Origin of the sequence: Amycolatopsis sp. H20-H5 (assembly GCF_035828755.1) — a bacterium.
Classification (GTDB): Bacteria; Actinomycetota; Actinomycetes; order Mycobacteriales; family Pseudonocardiaceae; genus Amycolatopsis.
Genome location: NZ_JAYMZS010000148.1, coordinates 1 through 19,176 on the forward strand (window position 1 = coordinate 1; position 19,176 = coordinate 19,176).

22 protein-coding genes and 1 pseudogene are annotated in these 19,176 nt (G+C 69.1%); 13 read left to right on the forward strand and 10 right to left on the reverse strand.

The window, feature by feature from the left end; translation table 11 throughout:
• Window positions 1–2,186: hypothetical protein (locus QMK34_RS42070; protein WP_442785337.1), on the reverse strand; the 2,186-nt coding region annotated here is incomplete at its 3' end.
• Window positions 2,187–2,347: 161 nt separating this feature from the next.
• On the opposite strand from QMK34_RS42070, the gene QMK34_RS42075 reads away from it, so the two are divergent.
• The 3 genes from QMK34_RS42075 to QMK34_RS42085 are packed head-to-tail and all read left to right on the forward strand — an operon-like array spanning window position 2,348 to window position 4,511.
• On the forward strand, window positions 2,348–3,352 hold the full coding sequence (locus tag QMK34_RS42075) for a DMT family transporter (RefSeq protein ID WP_326420421.1): 1,005 nt from the start codon (window positions 2,348–2,350) through the stop codon (window positions 3,350–3,352).
• Window positions 3,353–3,357: 5 nt separating this feature from the next.
• Window positions 3,358–4,212, forward strand: coding sequence for a bifunctional methylenetetrahydrofolate dehydrogenase/methenyltetrahydrofolate cyclohydrolase (locus tag QMK34_RS42080; protein ID WP_326420422.1), 855 nt, complete (start codon window positions 3,358–3,360; stop codon window positions 4,210–4,212).
• A gap of 5 nt (window positions 4,213–4,217) precedes the next feature.
• Window positions 4,218–4,511 (forward strand): DUF3017 domain-containing protein, encoded by a 294-nt coding sequence (locus QMK34_RS42085; RefSeq protein WP_326420423.1) that lies wholly within the window; start codon window positions 4,218–4,220, stop codon window positions 4,509–4,511.
• A gap of 371 nt (window positions 4,512–4,882) precedes the next feature.
• Here the strand turns inward: QMK34_RS42085 and QMK34_RS42090 are convergent, their stop codons facing one another.
• Both QMK34_RS42090 and QMK34_RS42095 read right to left on the reverse strand, forming a co-directional pair.
• Window positions 4,883–6,064, reverse strand: coding sequence for an MFS transporter (locus QMK34_RS42090; RefSeq protein WP_326420424.1), 1,182 nt, complete (start codon window positions 6,062–6,064; stop codon window positions 4,883–4,885).
• Between the two features lie 569 nt (window positions 6,065–6,633).
• Window positions 6,634–6,954 carry an ArsR/SmtB family transcription factor gene (locus QMK34_RS42095; RefSeq protein WP_326420425.1) on the reverse strand — a complete coding sequence of 107 codons (321 nt, stop codon included), beginning with the start codon at window positions 6,952–6,954 and terminating at the stop codon, window positions 6,634–6,636.
• A gap of 102 nt (window positions 6,955–7,056) precedes the next feature.
• On the opposite strand from QMK34_RS42095, the gene QMK34_RS42100 reads away from it, so the two are divergent.
• From QMK34_RS42100 to QMK34_RS42115, 4 genes are read left to right on the forward strand one after another with little or no spacing between them, the layout of a single operon-like run.
• Window positions 7,057–8,265 (forward strand): MFS transporter, encoded by a 1,209-nt coding sequence (locus QMK34_RS42100; protein ID WP_326420426.1) that lies wholly within the window; start codon window positions 7,057–7,059, stop codon window positions 8,263–8,265.
• Between the two features lie 37 nt (window positions 8,266–8,302).
• Window positions 8,303–8,821 carry a TrmH family RNA methyltransferase gene (locus QMK34_RS42105; protein WP_326420427.1) on the forward strand — a complete coding sequence of 173 codons (519 nt, stop codon included), beginning with the start codon at window positions 8,303–8,305 and terminating at the stop codon, window positions 8,819–8,821.
• 22 nt (window positions 8,822–8,843) lie between these two features.
• Window positions 8,844–9,488 carry a spermidine synthase gene (locus tag QMK34_RS42110; RefSeq protein WP_326420428.1) on the forward strand — a complete coding sequence of 215 codons (645 nt, stop codon included), beginning with the start codon at window positions 8,844–8,846 and terminating at the stop codon, window positions 9,486–9,488.
• Window positions 9,485–10,141: a hypothetical protein gene (locus QMK34_RS42115; protein ID WP_326420429.1), complete on the forward strand. Its 657-nt coding sequence runs from the start codon at window positions 9,485–9,487 to the stop codon at window positions 10,139–10,141. Before QMK34_RS42110 ends, QMK34_RS42115 begins: the two co-directional genes overlap by 4 nt.
• A gap of 23 nt (window positions 10,142–10,164) precedes the next feature.
• Here QMK34_RS42115 and QMK34_RS42120 read toward each other — a convergent pair.
• Both QMK34_RS42120 and QMK34_RS42125 read right to left on the reverse strand, forming a co-directional pair.
• Window positions 10,165–10,497: pseudogene (locus QMK34_RS42120) on the reverse strand (hypothetical protein); the annotation flags it as partial.
• Between the two features lie 43 nt (window positions 10,498–10,540).
• The gene (locus QMK34_RS42125; protein WP_326420430.1) at window positions 10,541–11,116 is read right to left on the reverse strand and encodes a DUF433 domain-containing protein; all 576 of its coding nucleotides are present in this window, start codon (window positions 11,114–11,116) and stop codon (window positions 10,541–10,543) included.
• A gap of 238 nt (window positions 11,117–11,354) precedes the next feature.
• Here QMK34_RS42125 and QMK34_RS42130 point away from each other — a divergent pair, with 238 nt between their 5' ends.
• On the forward strand, window positions 11,355–11,933 hold the full coding sequence (locus QMK34_RS42130; protein WP_326420431.1) for an HhH-GPD-type base excision DNA repair protein: 579 nt from the start codon (window positions 11,355–11,357) through the stop codon (window positions 11,931–11,933).
• A 129-nt stretch (window positions 11,934–12,062) separates the two neighbouring features.
• On the opposite strand, the gene QMK34_RS42135 is transcribed toward QMK34_RS42130, so the two are convergent.
• Window positions 12,063–12,638: an HhH-GPD-type base excision DNA repair protein gene (locus tag QMK34_RS42135; protein ID WP_326420432.1), complete on the reverse strand. Its 576-nt coding sequence runs from the start codon at window positions 12,636–12,638 to the stop codon at window positions 12,063–12,065.
• A gap of 435 nt (window positions 12,639–13,073) precedes the next feature.
• On the opposite strand from QMK34_RS42135, the gene QMK34_RS42140 reads away from it, so the two are divergent.
• The gene (locus QMK34_RS42140; protein WP_326420433.1) at window positions 13,074–13,481 is read left to right on the forward strand and encodes a histone-like nucleoid-structuring protein Lsr2; all 408 of its coding nucleotides are present in this window, start codon (window positions 13,074–13,076) and stop codon (window positions 13,479–13,481) included.
• Window positions 13,482–13,883: 402 nt separating this feature from the next.
• On the opposite strand, the gene QMK34_RS42145 is transcribed toward QMK34_RS42140, so the two are convergent.
• From QMK34_RS42145 to QMK34_RS42155, 3 genes are read right to left on the reverse strand one after another with little or no spacing between them, the layout of a single operon-like run.
• Entirely contained in the window at window positions 13,884–14,516 is a 633-nt protein-coding gene (locus tag QMK34_RS42145; RefSeq protein WP_326420434.1) for a class I SAM-dependent methyltransferase, read from the reverse strand.
• A gap of 38 nt (window positions 14,517–14,554) precedes the next feature.
• Complete coding sequence (locus tag QMK34_RS42150) at window positions 14,555–14,917, reverse strand: DUF2203 domain-containing protein (RefSeq protein ID WP_326420435.1); 363 nt, start codon at window positions 14,915–14,917, stop codon at window positions 14,555–14,557.
• Window positions 14,918–14,943: 26 nt separating this feature from the next.
• Window positions 14,944–15,429: a hypothetical protein gene (locus QMK34_RS42155; RefSeq protein WP_326420436.1), complete on the reverse strand. Its 486-nt coding sequence runs from the start codon at window positions 15,427–15,429 to the stop codon at window positions 14,944–14,946.
• Window positions 15,430–15,675: 246 nt separating this feature from the next.
• On the opposite strand from QMK34_RS42155, the gene QMK34_RS42160 reads away from it, so the two are divergent.
• The 4 genes from QMK34_RS42160 (at window position 15,676) to QMK34_RS42175 (ending at window position 18,205) form a co-directional block, all read left to right on the forward strand.
• Window positions 15,676–16,899 (forward strand): NADP-dependent isocitrate dehydrogenase, encoded by a 1,224-nt coding sequence (locus QMK34_RS42160; protein ID WP_326420437.1) that lies wholly within the window; start codon window positions 15,676–15,678, stop codon window positions 16,897–16,899.
• Between the two features lie 104 nt (window positions 16,900–17,003).
• Window positions 17,004–17,273, forward strand: a complete 270-nt coding sequence (locus QMK34_RS42165; RefSeq protein ID WP_326420438.1) for a hypothetical protein — start codon at window positions 17,004–17,006, stop codon at window positions 17,271–17,273.
• Window positions 17,273–17,692 (forward strand): type II toxin-antitoxin system VapC family toxin, encoded by a 420-nt coding sequence (locus tag QMK34_RS42170; RefSeq protein ID WP_326420439.1) that lies wholly within the window; start codon window positions 17,273–17,275, stop codon window positions 17,690–17,692. Before QMK34_RS42165 ends, QMK34_RS42170 begins: the two co-directional genes overlap by 1 nt.
• Window positions 17,693–17,917: 225 nt before the next feature.
• Entirely contained in the window at window positions 17,918–18,205 is a 288-nt protein-coding gene (locus QMK34_RS42175; RefSeq protein ID WP_442785338.1) for an SH3 domain-containing protein, read from the forward strand.
• 22 nt (window positions 18,206–18,227) lie between these two features.
• On the opposite strand, the gene QMK34_RS42180 is transcribed toward QMK34_RS42175, so the two are convergent.
• On the reverse strand, window positions 18,228–18,968 hold the full coding sequence (locus QMK34_RS42180) for an MBL fold metallo-hydrolase (protein WP_326420440.1): 741 nt from the start codon (window positions 18,966–18,968) through the stop codon (window positions 18,228–18,230).
• Between the last annotated feature and the right edge of the window lie 208 nt (window positions 18,969–19,176).

Genomic DNA, 19,176 nt, shown 5'->3' on the forward strand with positions numbered 1-19,176 from the left:
GAGGGGGGCGGTGCGGGGGAGACGAGGGGGGATCCAGCGGAGGCGATTGGTACTACTGGGGCAGGGGGTACCGGCTGCCGTACTGGTGGTGGTGGCGGTGGTGGCATGTCGTCGTCGCCCAGTAGTTCTGCTGCCGTTGTGAAGGCTGTGCGCTCCTGCTCGGGGACTTCTTCGCGGGGGCGGACTGGGAATGAGCCGGTTGCCACGCTGGGGGACAGGGTTGCCACTACCGGTGGTTCGGGGGCCGGTTCGGGTTCGGGCTCGGGTGCCTCGGGCGGCACCGCTCCGTTCGGGTTGAGGAGGACCTTGCCGAGCATGAACGCGGCCGCGTCCTCGGCGTCGCCGAAGACCGCGGGGTTGATCAGCTCGCGGTCGTACCAGCCGACGCGCCAGCCCTCGTCGACCTGCTCGATGCTCCAGCCGTGCTCGGCGCGGGCGCCGAGCCGATAGTTGTCCTCGGGCACGTCCAGCTCGTCGAGCCTGCTCTGCAGCTCTGTCAACGCGGGTTCCGCGTGGGCGGGATGCTGCTTCGCCGGGACGGACGGTTGCCCGGGGGCGGCCCGGTGCTGCGACGCGACGGGCGGGGCCTCCGGCTCGGGCGCGGCGGCGTGGACCGCCCGCTCGGGCAGCGGCGGCGCCGGGTGCGCCTCGACGACGGGAGGAATCGGCAGGGTGCCGGGGATCACCGACTCCTGGTTGACCATCGTCAGCGGGCCGGGATCTATCCGCGGCCCCGGCGCGTACTCGGTGGTGTCTTCGAGGTCGCCGTGACCTGCGGGCGCGCTGCCGTTGGACAGGGCGCCGTGCGAGCCTTCCTCGGGCTCGGCGTACTGCTCCTCGTCGGCGAACCGGTCGTCGAACTCCTCGTGGTAGGGCTCGGCGTAGTCCTCGTGCTGACCCTGCGCGACGGGCTGCTCGGCGTACTCCTCGTGATGAGGTGCCTGCTCCGCCGCTTCCGCGTACTCCGGGACGCCCTGCGCGGCCGGTGAGACGGGTGGCGTGAAGCCCTGTTCCTCGTATTCGGCCTGGTAGGGCTCCTGGTGGGCCTCCGGCGGCGTCGTCGCGGCGAACGCCTCGGGCCGGTCGTCGTACTCGTCGTGCTCGGGCTGTTCAGACGCCTGGGCGGGCGGCGTGAACTCCTGGTTCTCGAAGTCCTCGGGGTACGAGGGCTCCTCCGCGTGGCCGTGCTCCGGCTCCACGGGCTGAGGCTGGCTCAGCGCCGCCGGGACCGCGACCGGCACCGGCGGGACCGGCGGTGCGGGCGGTGCCGCCTGGGCGACCGGTGCCATGGGGGGCGGGCCCTGGGGCGCGGGCGGCGGCGGGCCCGCGGGCGGGCGCTGCTGCTGGGGCGGGGGGTTTCCCCTGGTCAGGTAACCGGCGGCGGCCTGGCGTGTCGGCTCGTCGACCTCGGGCAGGGTGAAGCCGTTGGCCCGGACGTGGTCGATCAGGTCGGCCTCGGGCGAGACGGCGTACACGCGCAGGTAGTAGTTGACCGCCGCGGGCCAGATCCACTGCCCGTCGCTGTGGAACGCGACCGGGACGGTGGCTTCGGGGGTCTGGGCCAGCCGGTCGATGTCGTAGCCGCGGTCGGTGACCACCAGCGGGGCGCGGTCGAGGTAGTCGAGCAGCCTGTCCTGCTCGTCGCCGTCGAGGTCGGGCCGGTTGAGCACCGGACGACCCGCCTGGCCGATGGCGTCGAAGATGCGGGCGATGCGGAAGTGCGGGCCGGGCTGCTCCGGGCCGAGGCCGGACATGCGCCGGATCAGCCACTCCGGGACGTTGTCCTCCGAGCGCGGGAACGTCCGCAGCTCGTCGGAGTACGCCTGGGGCGGCGGCGCGAGGTGCCAGGTCGGCTCGTCGCGGTTGTACTCGAGGTTGTAGCTGGAGGGGTGATCCAGCTGGTAGCGCGCGTTGAACCAGGTGCCGCGGCCATCGCGGTACATCCCGGCGCGCAGCCTGCCGAACAGCGTCGCGATGTCGTGGGTCGCGACCCACTCGTGCAAGGTGCCGTCCTCGGTGATGATCTCGCCGGTCATCTCGTGGTACCTGCCGACGGCTCGGTACTCCGCGGTGACTTTGCGCCAGTCGCGCGGAGCGGCCCGCAGCAGGGCGAGCCCGATCTGCTTGACCAGGGTGTCCTGCTCGGTCGCGTTCAGCTGCGTCGTCGTCGGTTGTGCCACGCACACATTTTGACTGCTCGAGCGCCTGAGTGCACCCCGCATGTGGGTTTTGCCGCTCAAGAGCAGCCTAAATAACCGTCTGACCTGGCTGGAGGAGGGTGCCAAACATCACAACCAGCTGTCGCGGGACAGCGAGTGGAGCGGCTCGAGGCGGACAATTGACGGTGATGAGCACTTTACGCAGCGAGGACGGCCGACCCAGCGCGACACACGGGTCACCCAGCGCACGCGTCAAGACGGGAATCCTGCTCGCTGTCGCTTCCGGCGTCACGATGGCTCTCCAGAGCCGGGTCAACGGGCGGCTCGGCACCGGGCTGCACGACTCCTTCCTCGCGGCCGTCGTCTCGTTCGGCGGCGGGCTCCTCGTGCTCACGGCCGCGCTTCCGTTTTCCACCCGGATGAGGGACGGCCTGGCCTCGGTGCGGCGGGCCCTCCTGGCGAACACGCTGCGCCCGTGGCAGTGCCTCGGCGGGATCGGCGGGGCGATGTTCGTGGCGGGCCAGTCGATCACCGTGCCCGTGCTCGGCGTCGCGCTGTACACCGTCGGCGTCGTGGCCGGGCAGACCGTCAGCGGCCTGTTCGTCGACCGCGCGGGCCTCGGGCCTGCCGGTCCCCAGCCGCTCACCTGGCCGCGAGTGCTGGGCGCGGTCCTGACGCTCGGCGCCGTCGCCGGTTCGCTGTCCGGAGGGCTCGGCGCGGGCGGCGGGCAGTGGTGGCTGTTCGCGTTGCCGCTGGTGGCGGGCGCGTTGACGGCCGTGCAGCAGGCGGTGAACGGGCGTGTCGGCGAGGCGGCCGAGGGCAGCGCCTTCTCCGCCACCTGGGTCAACTTCGCGGTCGGCACCGCGGTGCTGGTGCTCGCCTGGTTCGTCTCGCTGGCGGTGCGCGGCGGCCCGACCGCCGTGCCCACGAACCCGGTCCTCTACCTCGGTGGCCTGATCGGGATCGTGTTCATCGCGCTGGCGTCGTTCGTGGTGCGCTGGATCGGCGTCCTGTTGCTCGGGCTCGCCGCGATCGGCGGGCAGCTGATCGGCGCGCTGCTGCTGGACCTGTTCGCGCCCGAACCGGGCGCCCACGTGTCGACCGCGACGCTGGTCGGGACGGCCGTGGCGCTGGGTGCGATCGCCGTCGCGGGGCTGCCCTTCGGCGGCGCCAAGAGGGCTTTGCCAGAATGAGGACCGTGACGGCGAAGGTTCTCGACGGTAAAGCCACCAAGAACGCCATTTTCGCGGAACTGAAGCCGCGAGTGGAGGCACTGGCCGCGAAGGGGGTGACCCCGGGCCTGGGCACCGTGCTGGTCGGCGACGACCCCGGTTCCCACTCCTACGTGCGGATGAAGCACGCGGACAGCGCGAAGATCGGCGTCAACTCGATCCGCCGCGACCTGCCCGCGGACATCACGCAGGAGAAGCTCGAGGCCGTCGTCGACGACCTCAACGCCGACCCGGCCTGCCATGGCTACATCGTGCAGCTGCCGTTGCCGAAGCACCTCGACGCCGGTCGCGTGCTCGAGCGCATCGCGCCGGAGAAGGACGCAGACGGCCTCGCTCCGGTCAGCCTCGGCCGTCTCGTGCTCGGCGAGAAGGGCTCGCTGCCCTGCACGCCGTACGGGATCATCGAGCTGCTCAAGCGCCACGGCGTCGAGCTGAACGGCGCGAACGTCACCGTCGTCGGCCGCGGCATCACCGTCGGCCGCACGCTGGGCCTGCTGCTGACCCGCCGCAGCGAGAACGCGACGGTCACCCTCTGCCACACCGGCACCCGCGACCTGGCCGCCGAGGTCCGCCGCGCGGACATCGTGATCGCCGCGGCCGGCGTGCCCGGGATCATCACCCCGGACATGGTCAAACCCGGCGCCGCGGTGCTCGACGTCGGTGTTTCGCACGTCGACGGCAAGCTGACCGGCGACATCGCGCCCGGCGTCGAGGCGGTCGCGGGCTGGCTGTCGCCGAACCCCGGCGGCGTCGGCCCGATGACCAGGGCGATGCTGGTCACGAACGTCGTCGAAGCCGCCGAGCGCTCGGTCCAGGTGTGACCGCGGTGACCACCCCCAAGCGGGACCGGCGGGCGAGGTTCACCCAGCTCCCGCTCGCGCTGGTCCTGCTGGTCGTGGCCGTCGCCGCGCTGCGCATCGGCCAGTACCACTGGCGCCAGGGCGCGGCGCTGATCGGCGGGGCGCTCCTGATGGCAGGCCTGCTGCGCGCGGTCCTGCCCACAGACCAGGCAGGCCTACTGGCCATCCGCGGAAGACCAGTAGACGTCCTGACCTACGCGGCCCTCTCAGCCTCGATCTTCTTCTTCGCCTTGACAATCACCGGCGGCCCACTCTCCTAACACGGTTTCCCAGACCCAGACCCAGACCCAGACCCAGACCCAGACCCAACACGCACCACAAAACCCCAACCACCACGGTTTGCCCCGATCACAGGGTCTCCGCCGAGCTCTGCGAGGTGGCGACTTCATGCCGCGCGCCCTCTTTCAGGCCCGCCAGGGCCTACCAAGTCGCGACGGTAGGTCGCCCCCGTCAAAGCAAAAACACGCACTTACGCTGGGAGTCAGGGGCGACCTGGCGGCGCGAGTTGGTGAGCGCGCTGGCCAAAAAACACAGGCTTCTAGCCGCACCTCAGGACGCAACCAAGCAAGCCCCTGAAGGCCACCATCACGGCGTTTAACGCCGTGATGGTGGCCTTCAGGGGCATTGCCGACTACCCGACCAACGCCGGGATCCGCTGCTCGGTGCGGGCTTCGCGCCGGTCCAGCCCGCCGGAGACGACGGCGATCGAAAGGCCGAGGACGGCCAGTGTGGCGCCGACCCAGTTGGGCGCGACCAGGCCGAGGCCGCCCGCGATCACCAGCCCGCCGAGGTACGCGCCGATCGAGTTGGCGATGTTGAACGCCGACTGCACGGCCGCCGACACGAGCGACGGCGTGCCGCCCGCCTTCTCCATGATCCGTGCCTGCATCATCGGGCCGATCATGAATCCGGCGACGCCGACGAAGAAGATCGTGATCGCGGCGCCGACCTTGCCCTGCGCCGTGATGGTGAAGATCGCGAGCACCGACGCGAGCGCGAGCAGCGCGACGTACAGGCTCGGCATGAGCGCCTTGTCGGCGAGCCTGCCGCCGAGGTAGTTGCCGATGGTCATGCCGACCCCGGCCAGCGACAGCAGCAGGGTGACGTTCGCGGGCGAGTACCCGGCGACGTCGGTCAGCATCGGCGCGATGTAGGACAGGCAGGCGAACACGCCGCCGAGCCCGAACGTGACGATCGCGAGCGCGAGCCACACCTGCGGGCGGCGGAACGCGCCCAGTTCGGTGCGCAGCGAGGCCTCGACCGGCTTGCCCTGGTGCGGGACCAGTTTGGCGATGGCGGCGATGGCCACCAGGCCGATCACCGCGACGACCAGGAAGGTCGCGCGCCAGCCGACGCGCTGGCCGAGCAGCGTGCCGAGCGGCACGCCGACGACGTTGGCCAGGGTGAGGCCCATGAACATCATCGACACCGCCTTCGCGCGGCTGCCCTCGCCGGCGAGGCTCGACGCGACGACCGCGCCCGCGCCGAAGAACGCGCCGTGCGGCAGGCCCGCGAGGAAGCGGAACGCGACCCCGAACTCCTGGTTCGGCGACAGCGCGAACAGCACGTTGCCGAGGGTGAACAGGCCCATCATGGCCAGCAGCATGGTCTTGCGCGGCAGCCGGACGGCGGCCGCGGTGAGCAGCGGGGCGCCGATGACGACGCCCACCGCGTAACCGGTGATCAGAAAGCCCGCGGTGGGGATGGACACCCCGAAGTCCGCGGCGGTCTGGGGCAGCACACCCATCATGACGAACTCGGTGGTCCCGATGCCGAAGGCACCGATGGCGAGCGCGAGCAACGCGACGGGCACGGCTCTCCTTCCAGGGGTCTCAGTGGTGCAGGGGTCTCAGTGGGCGTCCGGAAACTGATGTCATGTCGTCCAGTTTGGCGCCGAGGGCCGCGTGACTGACGGGGACTTTCACATGGTCTGTTCTGGTGAAGGGGACTTTTGCGAGGTTGAGTCGAGGGAAGGTCCCCTTCGGTCGCGACCCCAGGTTTGCCGTGTGCCCTGAAGGCCACCTTCACGGCGTTTAACGCTGTCATGGTGGCCTTCAGGGGCACGCGAGAAACGGTCGTGGCGGTATGAAACGGGCGAATGGGTAGCCTTTCCGTCCTTTGTGGAGGGTAGGCGGCTTCGAAGGACAGGCGCCCGAGGCTTCGAGCGGCGGCTGCTACGTCAGTTCTCAGACGGGGTCTCAGTGGTGAGTAATCGATTACCCAGGGTTCTCCCGGGCTTCTGAATCGATCTAGTCGGGTCTCAAAAAGGAAGACAGCACCGATCGGCCTCGACGTCGACGAGCTGTCCTGTGCCCAGTCCAACCGATGAGGGTGGCTTTGTCATCCCGATATCGCGTGAGACGGCCCACCGGCCGCCGGAACTCAGCGTGGCGCCGCGAGCACGCCCTGCAGCAGTCCGGGGAACAGCGCGTCGAGATCGTTGCGCCGCAACGAGTTGTAGCGGGTGGTGCCCTGCTGGCGGCCGAGGATGAGGCCCGCTTCGCGCAGGGTTCGCAGGTGGTGGGTCCGTGTGGACTTCGTCACCGGGAGCTCGAATTCGCCGCAGGCGAGCTCCGCGTCACTCTCCGCGAGCTGCCGGACCATCTCCAGCCGGATCGGGTCCGCGAGCGCGTGGAGCACCGCTTCGATGTGGATCTCGTCGCGCGCCGGGTACGTGTACAGCGGGGCGGCCTCGGTGCTCATGGATCCCATAGTACGACAACGGTCGAACTTGCGGGATTTTCGTAGTACGGTCGTCGTCGAACTACGACAACCATCGAACCAACAACCCTTGGGGGCAGCTCCATGACCGCCATCCCGCCAGGGACCAGCTCGCCGCGGACCGCGGTGCTGGCGCTCGGCACGTTCGCGGTGGGCACCAGCGGCTACGTCGTCGCCGGACTCCTGCCCGCGCTCACCGGCGAGCTGCACATCTCCAACGCGGCCGCCGCCCAGCTGGTCACCGCCTTCGCCATCGCGTACGCGCTCGGCTCGCCGCTGTTCGCGGCCGTCACCGGCCGCTGGGAACGCCGGAGCCTGCTGACCGCCGCGCTCGTCGTCACCGCGCTCGGCAACGCGCTGGCCGCGCTCGCGCCCGGCTACGTCACCCTGCTGCTCGCCCGCATCGTCACCGCGGTCGGCGCGGCCGTGTTCACCCCGGCGGCGAGCGCCGTCGCCGCCCAGCTGACCACCCCCGAGCGCCGCGGCCGCGCGGTGGCGCTCGTGTTCGGCGGGCTGACCATCGCGACCATCCTCGGCGTGCCGCTGGGCAGCCTGCTCTCCCAGGGCCTCGGCTATCACGCGGTGTTCGGGCTGGTCGCGGCGTTCTCACTGCTCGGCGCGGTCGCGGTCCGGCTGTTGCTGCCGCGCGTCACGCCGCCGCCCCCGGTGAGCTTGGCCGAACGGTTCCGGGTGGCCAAGGACCCGCGCGTGCTCGCGATGCTCGGCGCCACCACGCTCGGCTGTCTCGCGGCGTTCAGCGTGTACACGTTCATCGCGCCGGTCCTCGGGGCGACGGCCGGTGTCCACGGGACGACCGTGAGCGTGCTGCTGTTCTGCTACGGCGCCGGTGGCGCGATCGGCAACGTCCTCGGCGGCCGGGTGACCGACCGCTGGGGCTCGAAGCGGCCGCTGCTGGCGGTGTACGTCGGCATCACCGCCGCGCTCGCGCTCCTGCCGCTCGTCGCGACCTCGGTCGTGGGCGCCGGGGTGATCCTGTTCGCCTGGGGCCTGTGCACCTGGGCGTTCAACCCGCCCATCCAGCACCGGCTGATCGAGCTCGCCCCGGCGCATTCGGGGCTCGTGCTTTCGCTGAACGCGTCGGCGATCTACCTCGGCGTCGGGCTGTCCGGGCTGGTCGGCGGGTTCGTCCTCGACCACGGCGGGCCGTCGATGCTGCCCGAGGTCGCCGCGATGCTCACGGCACTGGGCGCGGCCGTCGTCGTGTTCGGCTGGCGGGCCCGCGCCGCGGCGACCCGGAACGAGGTGCCCGAGCCCGCTACAGTGGACGCATGATCAGCGAACGTTCTGGAGGCTCCGCGCCTCGGCTGCGGTGAGCCCGTCGATCCACGTCCGCACCCGCGCCGAACTCAAGTCGGCCAGGCGGACGAAAGCACATTCCTGCTGGGGACATCTGGTCGCGGCACCGCTGTGGCCGTTGCACGGCGCGAATCTCGGCACGCTGCTCCGCACCTGTGACGCCGTCGGCGCGTGTCTCGCGGTGCCGAGGCATCCATGGGTGCCCGAGGCGTTGCGCCGCGGCAACACCCTGCGCCGCCCGGCGTGCGTGCACTGGGTGAACAACCCGCGTGGCTGGCTGGGCAAGGAACGCCAAGCGGGCACGGCGATCGTCGGCGTCGAGCTCGCCGAAGGAGCTGTGCGCGTCGGTGACCTCCCGGTGGCGCGCGGCCGGACGGTCATGGTGCTCGGTCACGAGCAGCAGGGCATCCCGCCGGAAGGGCTGGAATTCCTGGACACCGTCGTCGAGATCCCGATGGTCGGCAGCGGCGCCAGCCTCAACGTCGCCGTCGCGGGCAGCCTGGTGCTCTACAAACTGGCGGGCCTGCTCTGACGGAGATGACTATCGTGGCCGGATGACCGAAGTGCTCGATGTGGTGGACGGGAAGAGCGGCCGGCTGGTCCTGCGCCGGGCGGGCGAGGACTACGAGGTCATCGAAAACGGGGTCTTCCTGATGGACACCCGCAACGGTGAATCGGAGCGGCTGCTGGTGTCGGTCGCGGCGGACCTGGTGCCCGGCCGGGCCCGGCTGCTCATCGGCGGGCTTGGCGTCGGCTATTCGCTGCGCGCCGCACTGGACCACCCCGGCGTCGGCGACATCGTGGTGGTGGAACGGGAACCGGCGGTCATCGCGTGGAACCGCGACGGCCCGCTGCGCGACGTCCACGGCGACGCGCTCGCCGACGAGCGGGTGACCGTCGTGCAAGCCGACCTGCTGCACTGGCTGCGCACCACCGGCGAACGGTTCGACGCGTTGTGCCTCGACATCGACAACGGTCCTGAGTGGACGGTCACCAAGGGCAACGCCAAGCTCTACCAGGAGTCCGGTTTGGACCTCGCGGCCGCCCGGCTGCGTCCCGGCGGCGTGCTCGCGGTGTGGAGCGCGGAGGCCGCGCCCGCGTTCACCCGGCGCCTGCGCGCCCGGTTCGGTCAGGTCCAGGTGATCGAGGTGCCGGTGCCGCAAGAGGAACCGGACGTCCTGTGGTTCGCCAGGGCGTGACGACACGCCAGAAAACCCCGGACTCGACCACCGCGGCCCTCGACAACGCCCGCTGGTGCGACGCGGTCTGCCGCGCACACGGCTTCTCCGGGACCTTCGGCCCGCGGGTGTGGACGAGCTCGCGCCGCACCCCGCGGTTCTACCCGGACGCGGTGACGCTGGATCCGGCGGCGACGCCCGGTGAGGTGCTCGCCGGTGTCGACGCCGGACCGGGATGCTCGGTGAAGGACAGTTTCGCCAGCCTGGACCTGGCCCTCGACGGTTTCGAGGTGCTCTTCGAAGCCCACTGGATCCGGCGACCCGCCCCCACGACGACGTCGAGCAGCTGGACCCGGGTACTCGACCAGGTGAACCTGCGCGCACTTGGCTTCGATTTCCCGTCCGTGTTGTTCGACGACGAGTCGGTCTTCGTGCTGGGGGACAAGCACGGGAGTGGCGCGATCGCGACCCCGGGTGAGTCCGTCGTCGGCCTGTCCAACCTGGTCACCCGAGGCGACCCCGACCGTGCCTGGGGTGACGCGGTGGCGGCCTTCAGTGCTTGGTTCCCTGGTTTGCCGATCGTCGGTTATGAGCGGGGCACGGAGCTGGAAACTGCCGTACGGCAAGGTTTTGAGGCCGTCGGCCCGTTGCGTGTCTGGCTCCGGACCGGTTGAACATCCCAGTTGGGAAGGCTTGGTCACGGCCAGGTCGGCCGGATGCCGGAGGCTCCAACCGCGTAGGCCCGCGGGCCACCACGCTCGACCGCGCGATAGATCGAGGCCTGGCAGCGGTGAAAGCGATCAACCATCTCGGCGACGAGCAACCGCTGGTTGTCCAGGTAGAACAGCACCCCACTGTGGATCTCCAACGACGCACGTTCGGCATGACGACCCTTGATCCGGCCGTCTTTGCACAAAGGTGACCAGCCGTGGTCCAAGCCGCAGGCGAGCCAGACCTCGTCTTCGACTTGCTGTGCATCATCGGGGAAGTGGACCGCCGCGCGATGTACCACCCAGCCAAGTCCTTCGAGCCCTTCGGCAACGCGTCAGCCGAGACCGCGATCCAAAAAGAATTCAGGCCGCACGGGCGGCCCGGCAGATCGCCTCGACCTGAACCCTTGTCAAGTCGTACTCGTACGCGACGGCTTCCAGCGGCTCGCCTGCGAGCCAGAGGTCCACCACCGCATCCACCGGTACCTTGCTGGCAGCGACTACGGGTGCACCCCAGCCGAATCGCGGGTCGATGATCACCGGAGCCACGTCCGAGTACTGACGTAACTGAAGGCTTCTCGCGAAACCGTCACTGACGTCCCAGTCGATGTAGTGGAGGTAGCGGTCGATGACCTCGCGGAAAGGGCGTTGCCCGTCCTCGACCCGAGCCAGATCGTCCTCCGCGTACTGGACGAAGATATCCACGCCGTCGGTGGTGATCTTCTTGGTCGCGAGGGCATACGGAGTGTCGAACGTTCGACGTACCTCTGCCGCGGCTTCTCTGATCTTCTGCTTCGTCAAACCCAGGTCCCGCAGCGCACGCAACACGTAGGCCTCTACTACCGCGACGAATGGCACGGACGGCCACCCGCGCTTCTCCGGCTCAACCCGGTGGACCAGTGGAGAGCCGCCAACCTGCTCTGCCAGCCAGTAGTACATCGTCGATTCTGGGATTCTGGGATTCTGGGATTCGGAGATGACGGGCGACCTCTTTGGGCGTCAGCAGCGGATCGGTGAACTTGTCGACCACGTCGCCTCCTGTCCTCGTCCATGATCCCATGAGACGTGCACTCGAGCACTGCATCCCGCCCGTTCGGGAGGTCCTACCGAAAGTGGCGGGGTGGTTATCGGCGGCGCACAAGCGCTTCGGCGGATGACCCGTGAGATCCTGGCGGGTATGAAGAAGCGCTCCCTGCGGCTCACCGGCGACGCCGCGGCCGACAAGCTGCTGTCCGAAGACCCGCTCGCCCTGCTCATCGGGATGTTGCTGGATCAGCAGGTGGCCATGGAGGTGGCGTTCATCGGGCCGCGGAAGCTGGTGGAGCGGTTCGGCGGGCTGGACGCGGCGCGGATCGCCGTCGCCGATCCGGAGGAGTTCGCCGCGCTGTGCGCGACCCCGCCCGCGGTGCACCGGTTCCCGGGATCGATGGCCAAACGCATCCAGGCCTTGTCCGAGTATCTCGTCGAGCACTACGACGGGGACGCCGAAGCGTTGTGGACCCAAGGCGGCCCGGACGGCAAGGAAGTCCTCAAGCGGCTGAAGGCGCTTCCCGGCTACGGCGATCAGAAGGCGCGCATTTTCCTCGCGCTGCTCGGCAAGCAGTGGGGTGTGCAGCCGAAGGGCTGGCGCGAGGCCGCGGGCGCCTACGGGGAGGACGGCTCGCGACGGTCCATTGCGGACGTCGTCGACGCGGACACCCTCGGTGAGGTGCGCGCGTTCAAGAAGGCGGCGAAGGCGGCCGCCAAGAACGGCTGAGCTCGGCAGCTCATCCAATCTGGCGCGATTTCGTCGGATCTGCTGAGCAGGCTCCTCAGCGAAGAGGCTGTCGTTCGCCCGATTCTGCTGGAAGCGATCGAGGCTGAGCGGAGCCGGACCTTGCAGTACCTACTCGATGGCGGCCTTCGCGGCTTTCTTGAACGCGCGGACTTCGGCCAGCGTCTTCGAGTCGACGACGTCGGCGATCGATCGACGGGAGCCGCGGTCGCCGTAGGGGCCCGCCACTTCGCGCCAGCTCTTCGGCTGGACACCCCGCTGCTTGCCCAGCAGGGCAAGGAAGATCCGGGACTTCTGTTCGCCGAAGCCCGGTAATGCCTTGAGGCGCTTGAGGACTTCGGCGGCGTCGGGCTTGGGGCGCCCGGCGGTCCAGAGGCCGGTGGTTTCGCCGTCGTAGTGGTCGAGGATGTGGTGGGCGAGTTCGTGAACGCGCCTGCCCATCGACCCGCCATAACGGTGGATGGCGGGTTTTGTGACGCATAGTTCGATAAAGGCGTCGAGGTCGGTGCCGGCGATGCGGCGGAGGTCGAAGCCGTCCATCCTGGTGGCGAGTTTCCAGGGACCGGCGAACGCGTGCTCCATCGCGAACTGCTGATCCAGAAGCATGCCGGTGAGCAGGGCGAACGGGTCGTCGTTCAGGATTTTGTCGGCGGCCGGGTCGCCGGTGAGGCGCAATTGACGCAGCATACGTCTATTTTGCAGCTTGTCCGGCCGCGAGGGACAGGGCCGCGGCACGGAATCCCTGGCCCGTCGCGATTCGTCCGAACGGGTGACACGCCCGGGTGATTGACATGACGAACGTCACAAGTCTGCCTCCGGGAAGTGGCGATCGTCGCGGCGGATCGCCGGAGATGGTGCGTTCACGGGATCGAAGCGGCCCTTCAAGAAGGCGGCAAGGGTGAAGCGCGGAAAGAGGGCCGAGCGCCGCCACACCGATTCGGACCTGGTTGAACGGCGGTCAGGTGATAACCGGATATACTTATCTCCTGCGATACCTCGACCCCGCCAAGGTCACGCTTTACGCCCGATATTAGAGCTCGTTCTTCACCACGGGCGTGCGCTGGTTAAGGTGGTGGCAGGCTTTTGATTTCATGACCAGGCACCGACCGGAAGCAGGCAGTAATGGCACAGAAGATTCTTGTCGAGATGGTGGACGACCTCGAGGGTGGCGAGGCCAATCAGACCGTGCCGTTCGGCCTCGACGGGGTCGACTACGAGATCGACCTCTCCGACGACAACGCCCGTGGCCTGCGTGACGAGCTGGCCAGGTTCGTCGCCGCCGCGCGCCGCACCGGCGGCCGCAAGATCCGACTGGCCGCCGGCCAGTCGGCCAACGGCAGCTCCGGCACCGACCGCGAGCGTTCCCGTGAGATCCGCGCCTGGGCGCAGGACAACGACTACGACGTTTCGGCCCGCGGCCGGATCGCGTCGGAGATCGTGGAGGCGTTCGACCGCGCCAAGTCGGCTCCCGCGCCCGAGCCCGTGAAGGCGACTCGCAAGCGCGCGACGCGTAAGAAGGCCGACGCCTGAGTTACCCGCCAGTGAGCTTCTGAAGGTCCCGGACGTCTTGGACGTCCGGGACTTCTTTGGTTGTTGTGAGATCCGGGTAAGCGGACGCGCGATAAGTGACGGTCAGAGCCTCGAACGTCGCGAGCAGGTCGTATCCGGGCGAACCGGGTACTTACTTTTCGCCGCCCCGCCGCCGGGGCGCAACCCCGGTAATGCCGGGGTGGAGTTGATGATCTTCGGTCGTATTCGGAACCGGTCGGCTTCGATGAACCGCACCCGCCGTGGTGTCCTTGGTAGACAGTCCGGCGGGGGGAAATCGTCGCGCTCGATCGCCCTGCGGGAAGGTCGCCGCGAGTGATCTCGAGCCATTCTTCGAGTAGCAGTGTGATCCGGCGATCGCCCGCCGCGTCCGCTGGGGCGTCGCTAGCCGTTCCCGCCGGGTTTGGTGGCGTGCACCAGGAACGCCGCACGCGGCCGGTCGCCGGTGGCGTCGATCCGGCGGGCGTTCGCCGCCACGAAACCCGCACCCGCCGCGAGCGCGGCTGCCTCCTTCTCGTCGTCAGGCAGCTTCAGTCCCGCTGGGACGAGCGCGGCGAACGCGGGGGACGGCCGGAAAGCCGAAGCGGGCGGCAGGCTGAAGGCGACTCGCCCACCCGGTCGCAGGACCCGCAGCCAGTCGTGCAGCGCCTCGGCTCCCAGGAAATGCAGTGACGACGCGCAGAGCACGACGTCGGCGCTCGCAGGTTCGGCGGCCGCCGGGACGGCGGGCCCGACCCGCCAGGTGATCCGGGTGCCGGGGTCCTGCTCGGCGGACTTGACCGTGGCCCGGGTGATCATCCGCGGGGAGATGTCGACCGCCACGATCCGCGCCGGTGCCAGCCGCAGCGCGGCGAAGGCGGCGATACCCGTGCCGGTCGCGACGTCCAGGACAAGCTCCGGCGCCGGGCCTCCAGCGAGGCCGTCGATCAGGGCTTGGGCGACAGTCAGGTGGAACAGGTCTTCGTCGTAGTGCTCGGCCATGTCGTCGAACAGGTCGGCCGCGGTCGTGTCGTTCACCCGATCAGCTCAGGGACGCGGGACACCCGGTTTCCGGGTCAGCGGAGCGGCCGTCGGCCGGCGAAGCCGAGATCGACGCGGTGGTACCAGTCCAGCCCGGCGTCGCCTTCGAGCCAGCAGAGCAGCACCGGCACGTCGCCGAGGTCGGCCGGGAAGTCGATCAGCAGTGGCGCGAAACCCTTCAGCTCGGCGCCGGTCTGCTGCACGGTGCTCATCAGCTCGTCGAGCTTCGCCTGCGCGGCCTTCCACTCCGGCAGGCCGCCCAGCGCCGTCGCCCGGCCGCCGGGCCCCAGCGATGCGGCGAGCTCGGCGGCGTCGGCGCGCAGTGTCACGATCTCGTCCAGCACCGGCTTCAGCTCGTCCAGCACGGCCCTGGCCTCGGACACGGTGAACAGTCCCATGCCGCAGATGGTGCCCCAGTCACCGGTTATCGGCGCCGCCGGGTGATGGCCGCGGCCAGCCCGCAGCCGACGAGCAGCATCCCGATGCCGAGGATCGCGCCCAGCGCGAGCAGCGTCAGCAGGCTGCTGGTGAACGTGCGGCTGTCGGCCACGTTGTAGACCCAGTGGTAGATGTCCAGCGGCGCCAGCACGCCGAGGAGACCGGGCAGCACACCCCAGACGAGACCGCCGAGAATCGGGCCGAGCGAGGACACCGCGCCGAGCACCGCGACCCCGAGCAGCACCAGCCCGCCCGCGATCGTCAGCGCGATGCCGAGCACGTCGGTGCCCCGCGTCAGCTGCAGGCTCTGCTGCAACCGGCCGCCGCCGTAGATCAGGAGCCACAGGCCCAGCGGTGTCAGCGCCAGCCCGCCGAGCGCGCTCAGCACCCGGGGCAGCGCCCGGCCAGGCCGCTGAAGGGCAGGGGCGCCCGGCTGGGCGGCGTACGGCTGGGCGTACGGATTTGTCGACATGGCGGCAGCCTTTCGGGCGAACAGGGACACAGAGTGCCGGATTGTCGCTGATTTCGCCCGGTCGCGTGACGGCTTTGTGGCCGACAGCCGCTCGCCGGACCTCCGGGGTGCGGCCCGGTCAACGGCTGAGAGACTTGACGCTGACCACTACTTTAACCATCAAGGCCCGTTTAGCAGTACGCTTGTACCGCTACCCGAGACTGAGTACCCAAGACGCGAAGATCCGCGGAAGGAGCACCGCTGCTCATGGCCAAGATCAAGGTCCAGGGCACCGTCGTCGAGCTCGACGGCGATGAGATGACCCGCATCATCTGGCAGTTCATCAAGGACAAGCTGGTCCACCCGTACCTCGACGTCGACCTGGACTACTACGACCTGGGGATCGAGGAGCGGGACCGCACGAACGACCAGGTCACCATCGACTCCGCGAACGCCATCAAGAAGCACGGCGTCGGCGTCAAATGCGCCACGATCACGCCGGACGAGGCGCGGGTCGAGGAGTTCGGCCTCAAGAAGATGTGGCTCTCGCCCAACGGCACGATCCGCAACATCCTCGGCGGCGTGATCTTCCGCGAGCCGATCGTCATCCAGAACATCCCGCGGCTGGTGCCGGGCTGGACCAAGCCGATCATCATCGGCCGGCACGCCCACGGCGACCAGTACAAGGCGACCAACTTCAAGGTCCCCGGCCCCGGCACGCTGACCATCAGCTACACCCCGGACGACGGTTCCGAGCCGATGGAGTTCGAGGTCGCGAAGTTCCCCGAGGGCGGCGGCGTCGCGATGGGGATGTACAACTACCGCAAGTCGATCGAAGACTTCGCGCGCGCGTCGCTGCAGTACGGCCTCGACCGCGAATACCCGGTCTACCTCTCGACCAAGAACACGATCCTCAAGGCCTACGACGGCATGTTCAAGGACGTGTTCGAGGAGATCTACCAGGCCGAGTTCAAGGCCGACTTCGATGCCAAGGGCATCTCCTACGAGCACCGCCTGATCGACGACATGGTCGCCGCGGCGATGAAGTGGGAGGGCGGCTACGTCTGGGCGTGCAAGAACTACGACGGTGACGTGCAGTCCGACACGGTCGCGCAGGGCTTCGGCTCGCTCGGCCTGATGACCTCGGTCCTGCGCACCCCGGACGGCCGGACCGTCGAGGCCGAGGCCGCGCACGGCACGGTCACCCGGCACTACCGCCAGCACCAGCAGGGCAAGCCGACCTCGACCAACCCGATCGCGTCCATCTACGCGTGGACCCGTGGGCTCGAGCACCGCGGCAAGCTGGACTCGAACTCCGACCTGATCGGCTTCGCGAACAAGCTGGAGCAGGTCGTCGTCGAGACTGTCGAGAGCGGCAAGATGACCAAGGACCTCGCGCTGCTCGTCGGCAAGGAGCAGCCGTTCCAGACCACCGAGGAGTTCCTCGCGACGCTGGACGAGAACCTGGCGAAGAAGATCGCCCAGGGCTGAGTTCCTACCGCTTCACCACTGAAGGCCCTCTTTGCGACGTCAGGTCGCGAAGGGGGCCTTCGTTTTTGGTACCACGATGGTACCGGTCTGGTACCATCGTGGTCGTGGCGATGAATCTCCGGCTGCGGCCGGAAGTCGAAGAGGCGTTGCGAGCGGAGTCGGAGAGGACCGGTCGATCCCAGCAGGACCTGCTGCGTGAGGCCGTCGACCGGCAACTGGGGCTGGTGTCTGCTCAGCCTGTCGCAGGCGAGCCGCTGCTGGCGGGCGGCATCGTGCAGCCGCCGCGGGTGGCTTACCGGAAGGTGCGGCCCGAAGTCCGGCTCCCTGCCGGAGTGGACAGTCTCCACCTGCTCGACCGTGACGACCGGTTCTGATGCGCGTTTATCTCGACAGCTCCGCGATCATCAAACGAGTCATCGAAGAGGCCGAGTCCGGTGAGCTGGTGGACGAGCTCGACCGGCACAACGCCGCCCACGCGCTGCTCGTCTCGTCGTCGCTGGCCTGGATCGAGGTCGCACGGGCACTGCGCGGTCGGCTGGACCTCTGCTACGGCAACGTTGTGGACATGCTCGACGACGCGATGTCCGGCGTCGCCGAGCATACGATGGGGGTCGAGGTCGTCAGTCTCAGCCGCCGCCTGAATCCCCACGCGGTGAGGTCTCTGGACGCGATCCACCTGGCTTCCGCGCTGTTGCTCGACGTGGATCTGCTGCTCACCTATGACGACAGGCTCGCCGATGCGGGCAGGGGAAACGGCCTGCGGGTCGCGGCTCCCGGTCGTCCTGCTCAGTGATGATGCGGGGCAGGCCCCAGCTGGGTGTCGCGGAGGCGGAGATCGCTTACCACGTCAGTGCCTGGTGATCATCACTCACGGTGAGGTGATGATGACCATACTGGCGCCTCCGGGTGGTTGGCCCGTCCGGAGCTGTCCGCGGCGCCGGTTGATGCCTACCCTGGTGGAGACCGGATTCCGGGTGGAGGAGCAGACGTGATCCTTGGCATGCCCAAGCGCGTGGTGATGATCGTGGTGGTGCTCGCCGGTATCGGGCTGATCTACGTGCTCGGCACCGACAAGCAGAAGGCGGGCGCGTCGAGCCCCTCGCCGACCGGCTGCAAGCTCGTGGTGACCGCCGACGTGCTCAACGCCAGGGAGGCTCCGGCCAGCCCCAAAATCGTCGGCAAGTACCTCAAGGACGCCCAGCTCGACGCCCAGCCGGGGGTGCAGAACGGCTTCCGCAAGGTCGCCGAGGGAAAGTGGGTCTCGGCGGAGTTCGCCCAGCCGACGCAGGGCTCGAACTGCGGCTGAGCACGCCGCCGCCACGGTCCGTTCATGGCAGCGGGATGAGCGCGTCCTCCTCCGCCGTGAGGATCGTTCCGGCGAACTCGGCGCGGGCTTGGGCGAGCGAGACCGCGCGGTCGCTACCCGGCCAGAAGTGCGTCAGCAGCAAGGTCTTCACGTTCGCCAGGGTGGCGAGACGGCCCGCGTCGGCCGCCGTCATCAGGTAGCGCGGCTCGCCGCCGGGCGGGTCGGCCTGCAGGGTCGCCTCGCAGATCAGCAGGTCCGCGTCGCGCGCGAGGTCGGTCAGGGCCGGGGACGGTCCGGTGTCACCGGTGTAGGCGACGCTCAGGCCCGGTGCGTCCAGCCGGATCCCGAACGTCGGCACGTAGTGGGGGAGCGGGAACGCGGTCAGCCGGAACGGGCCGAGTTGCCGGGGCGGGCCCAGTTCGTGCACGGCGAAAACGGTCGCCGGATGGGGGCGCGGCTCGAGCACTTCGAGTCTGCGGAGCGTGCCGGGGGTGGTGTGCAGCGGGATCGGGGGCTCGTCCGGCGCGAGATAGTGCCGGACCCTGGCGAGCCCGGTCACGTCGACGCAGTGGTCGGGGTGCTCGTGCGTGACGATCACGGCGTCGACGGCGCCGTCCTGGCACTGTGCCAGCAGCCGGGGCAGGGTGCCGAAGCCCAGGTCCAGCACGACGCGGAAACCCTGGTGCGTCAGGAGGAACCCGGCACACGCCCGGCCAGCCTCCGGCCACGCCCCGCAACTGCCCAGCACGATCAACTCGCTCATCGGCGCAGTCTCACAGACCGGCGTGGCCTCGAAGCCCCCACCGACGTTTTGACTGTCGCTGAAGGCCACCGTCTTTTTCTAAGCTTGTTGTTTAACCAGGTGGTGTCTGGTGGGGGCCCCGGTTGGTCATGGGTGAGGCCCTTGGTTGATCATTCCTTCTTGCTACAGACGGAAGATCGACCAAGGGCCTCAGTTGATCAGTGTGCAC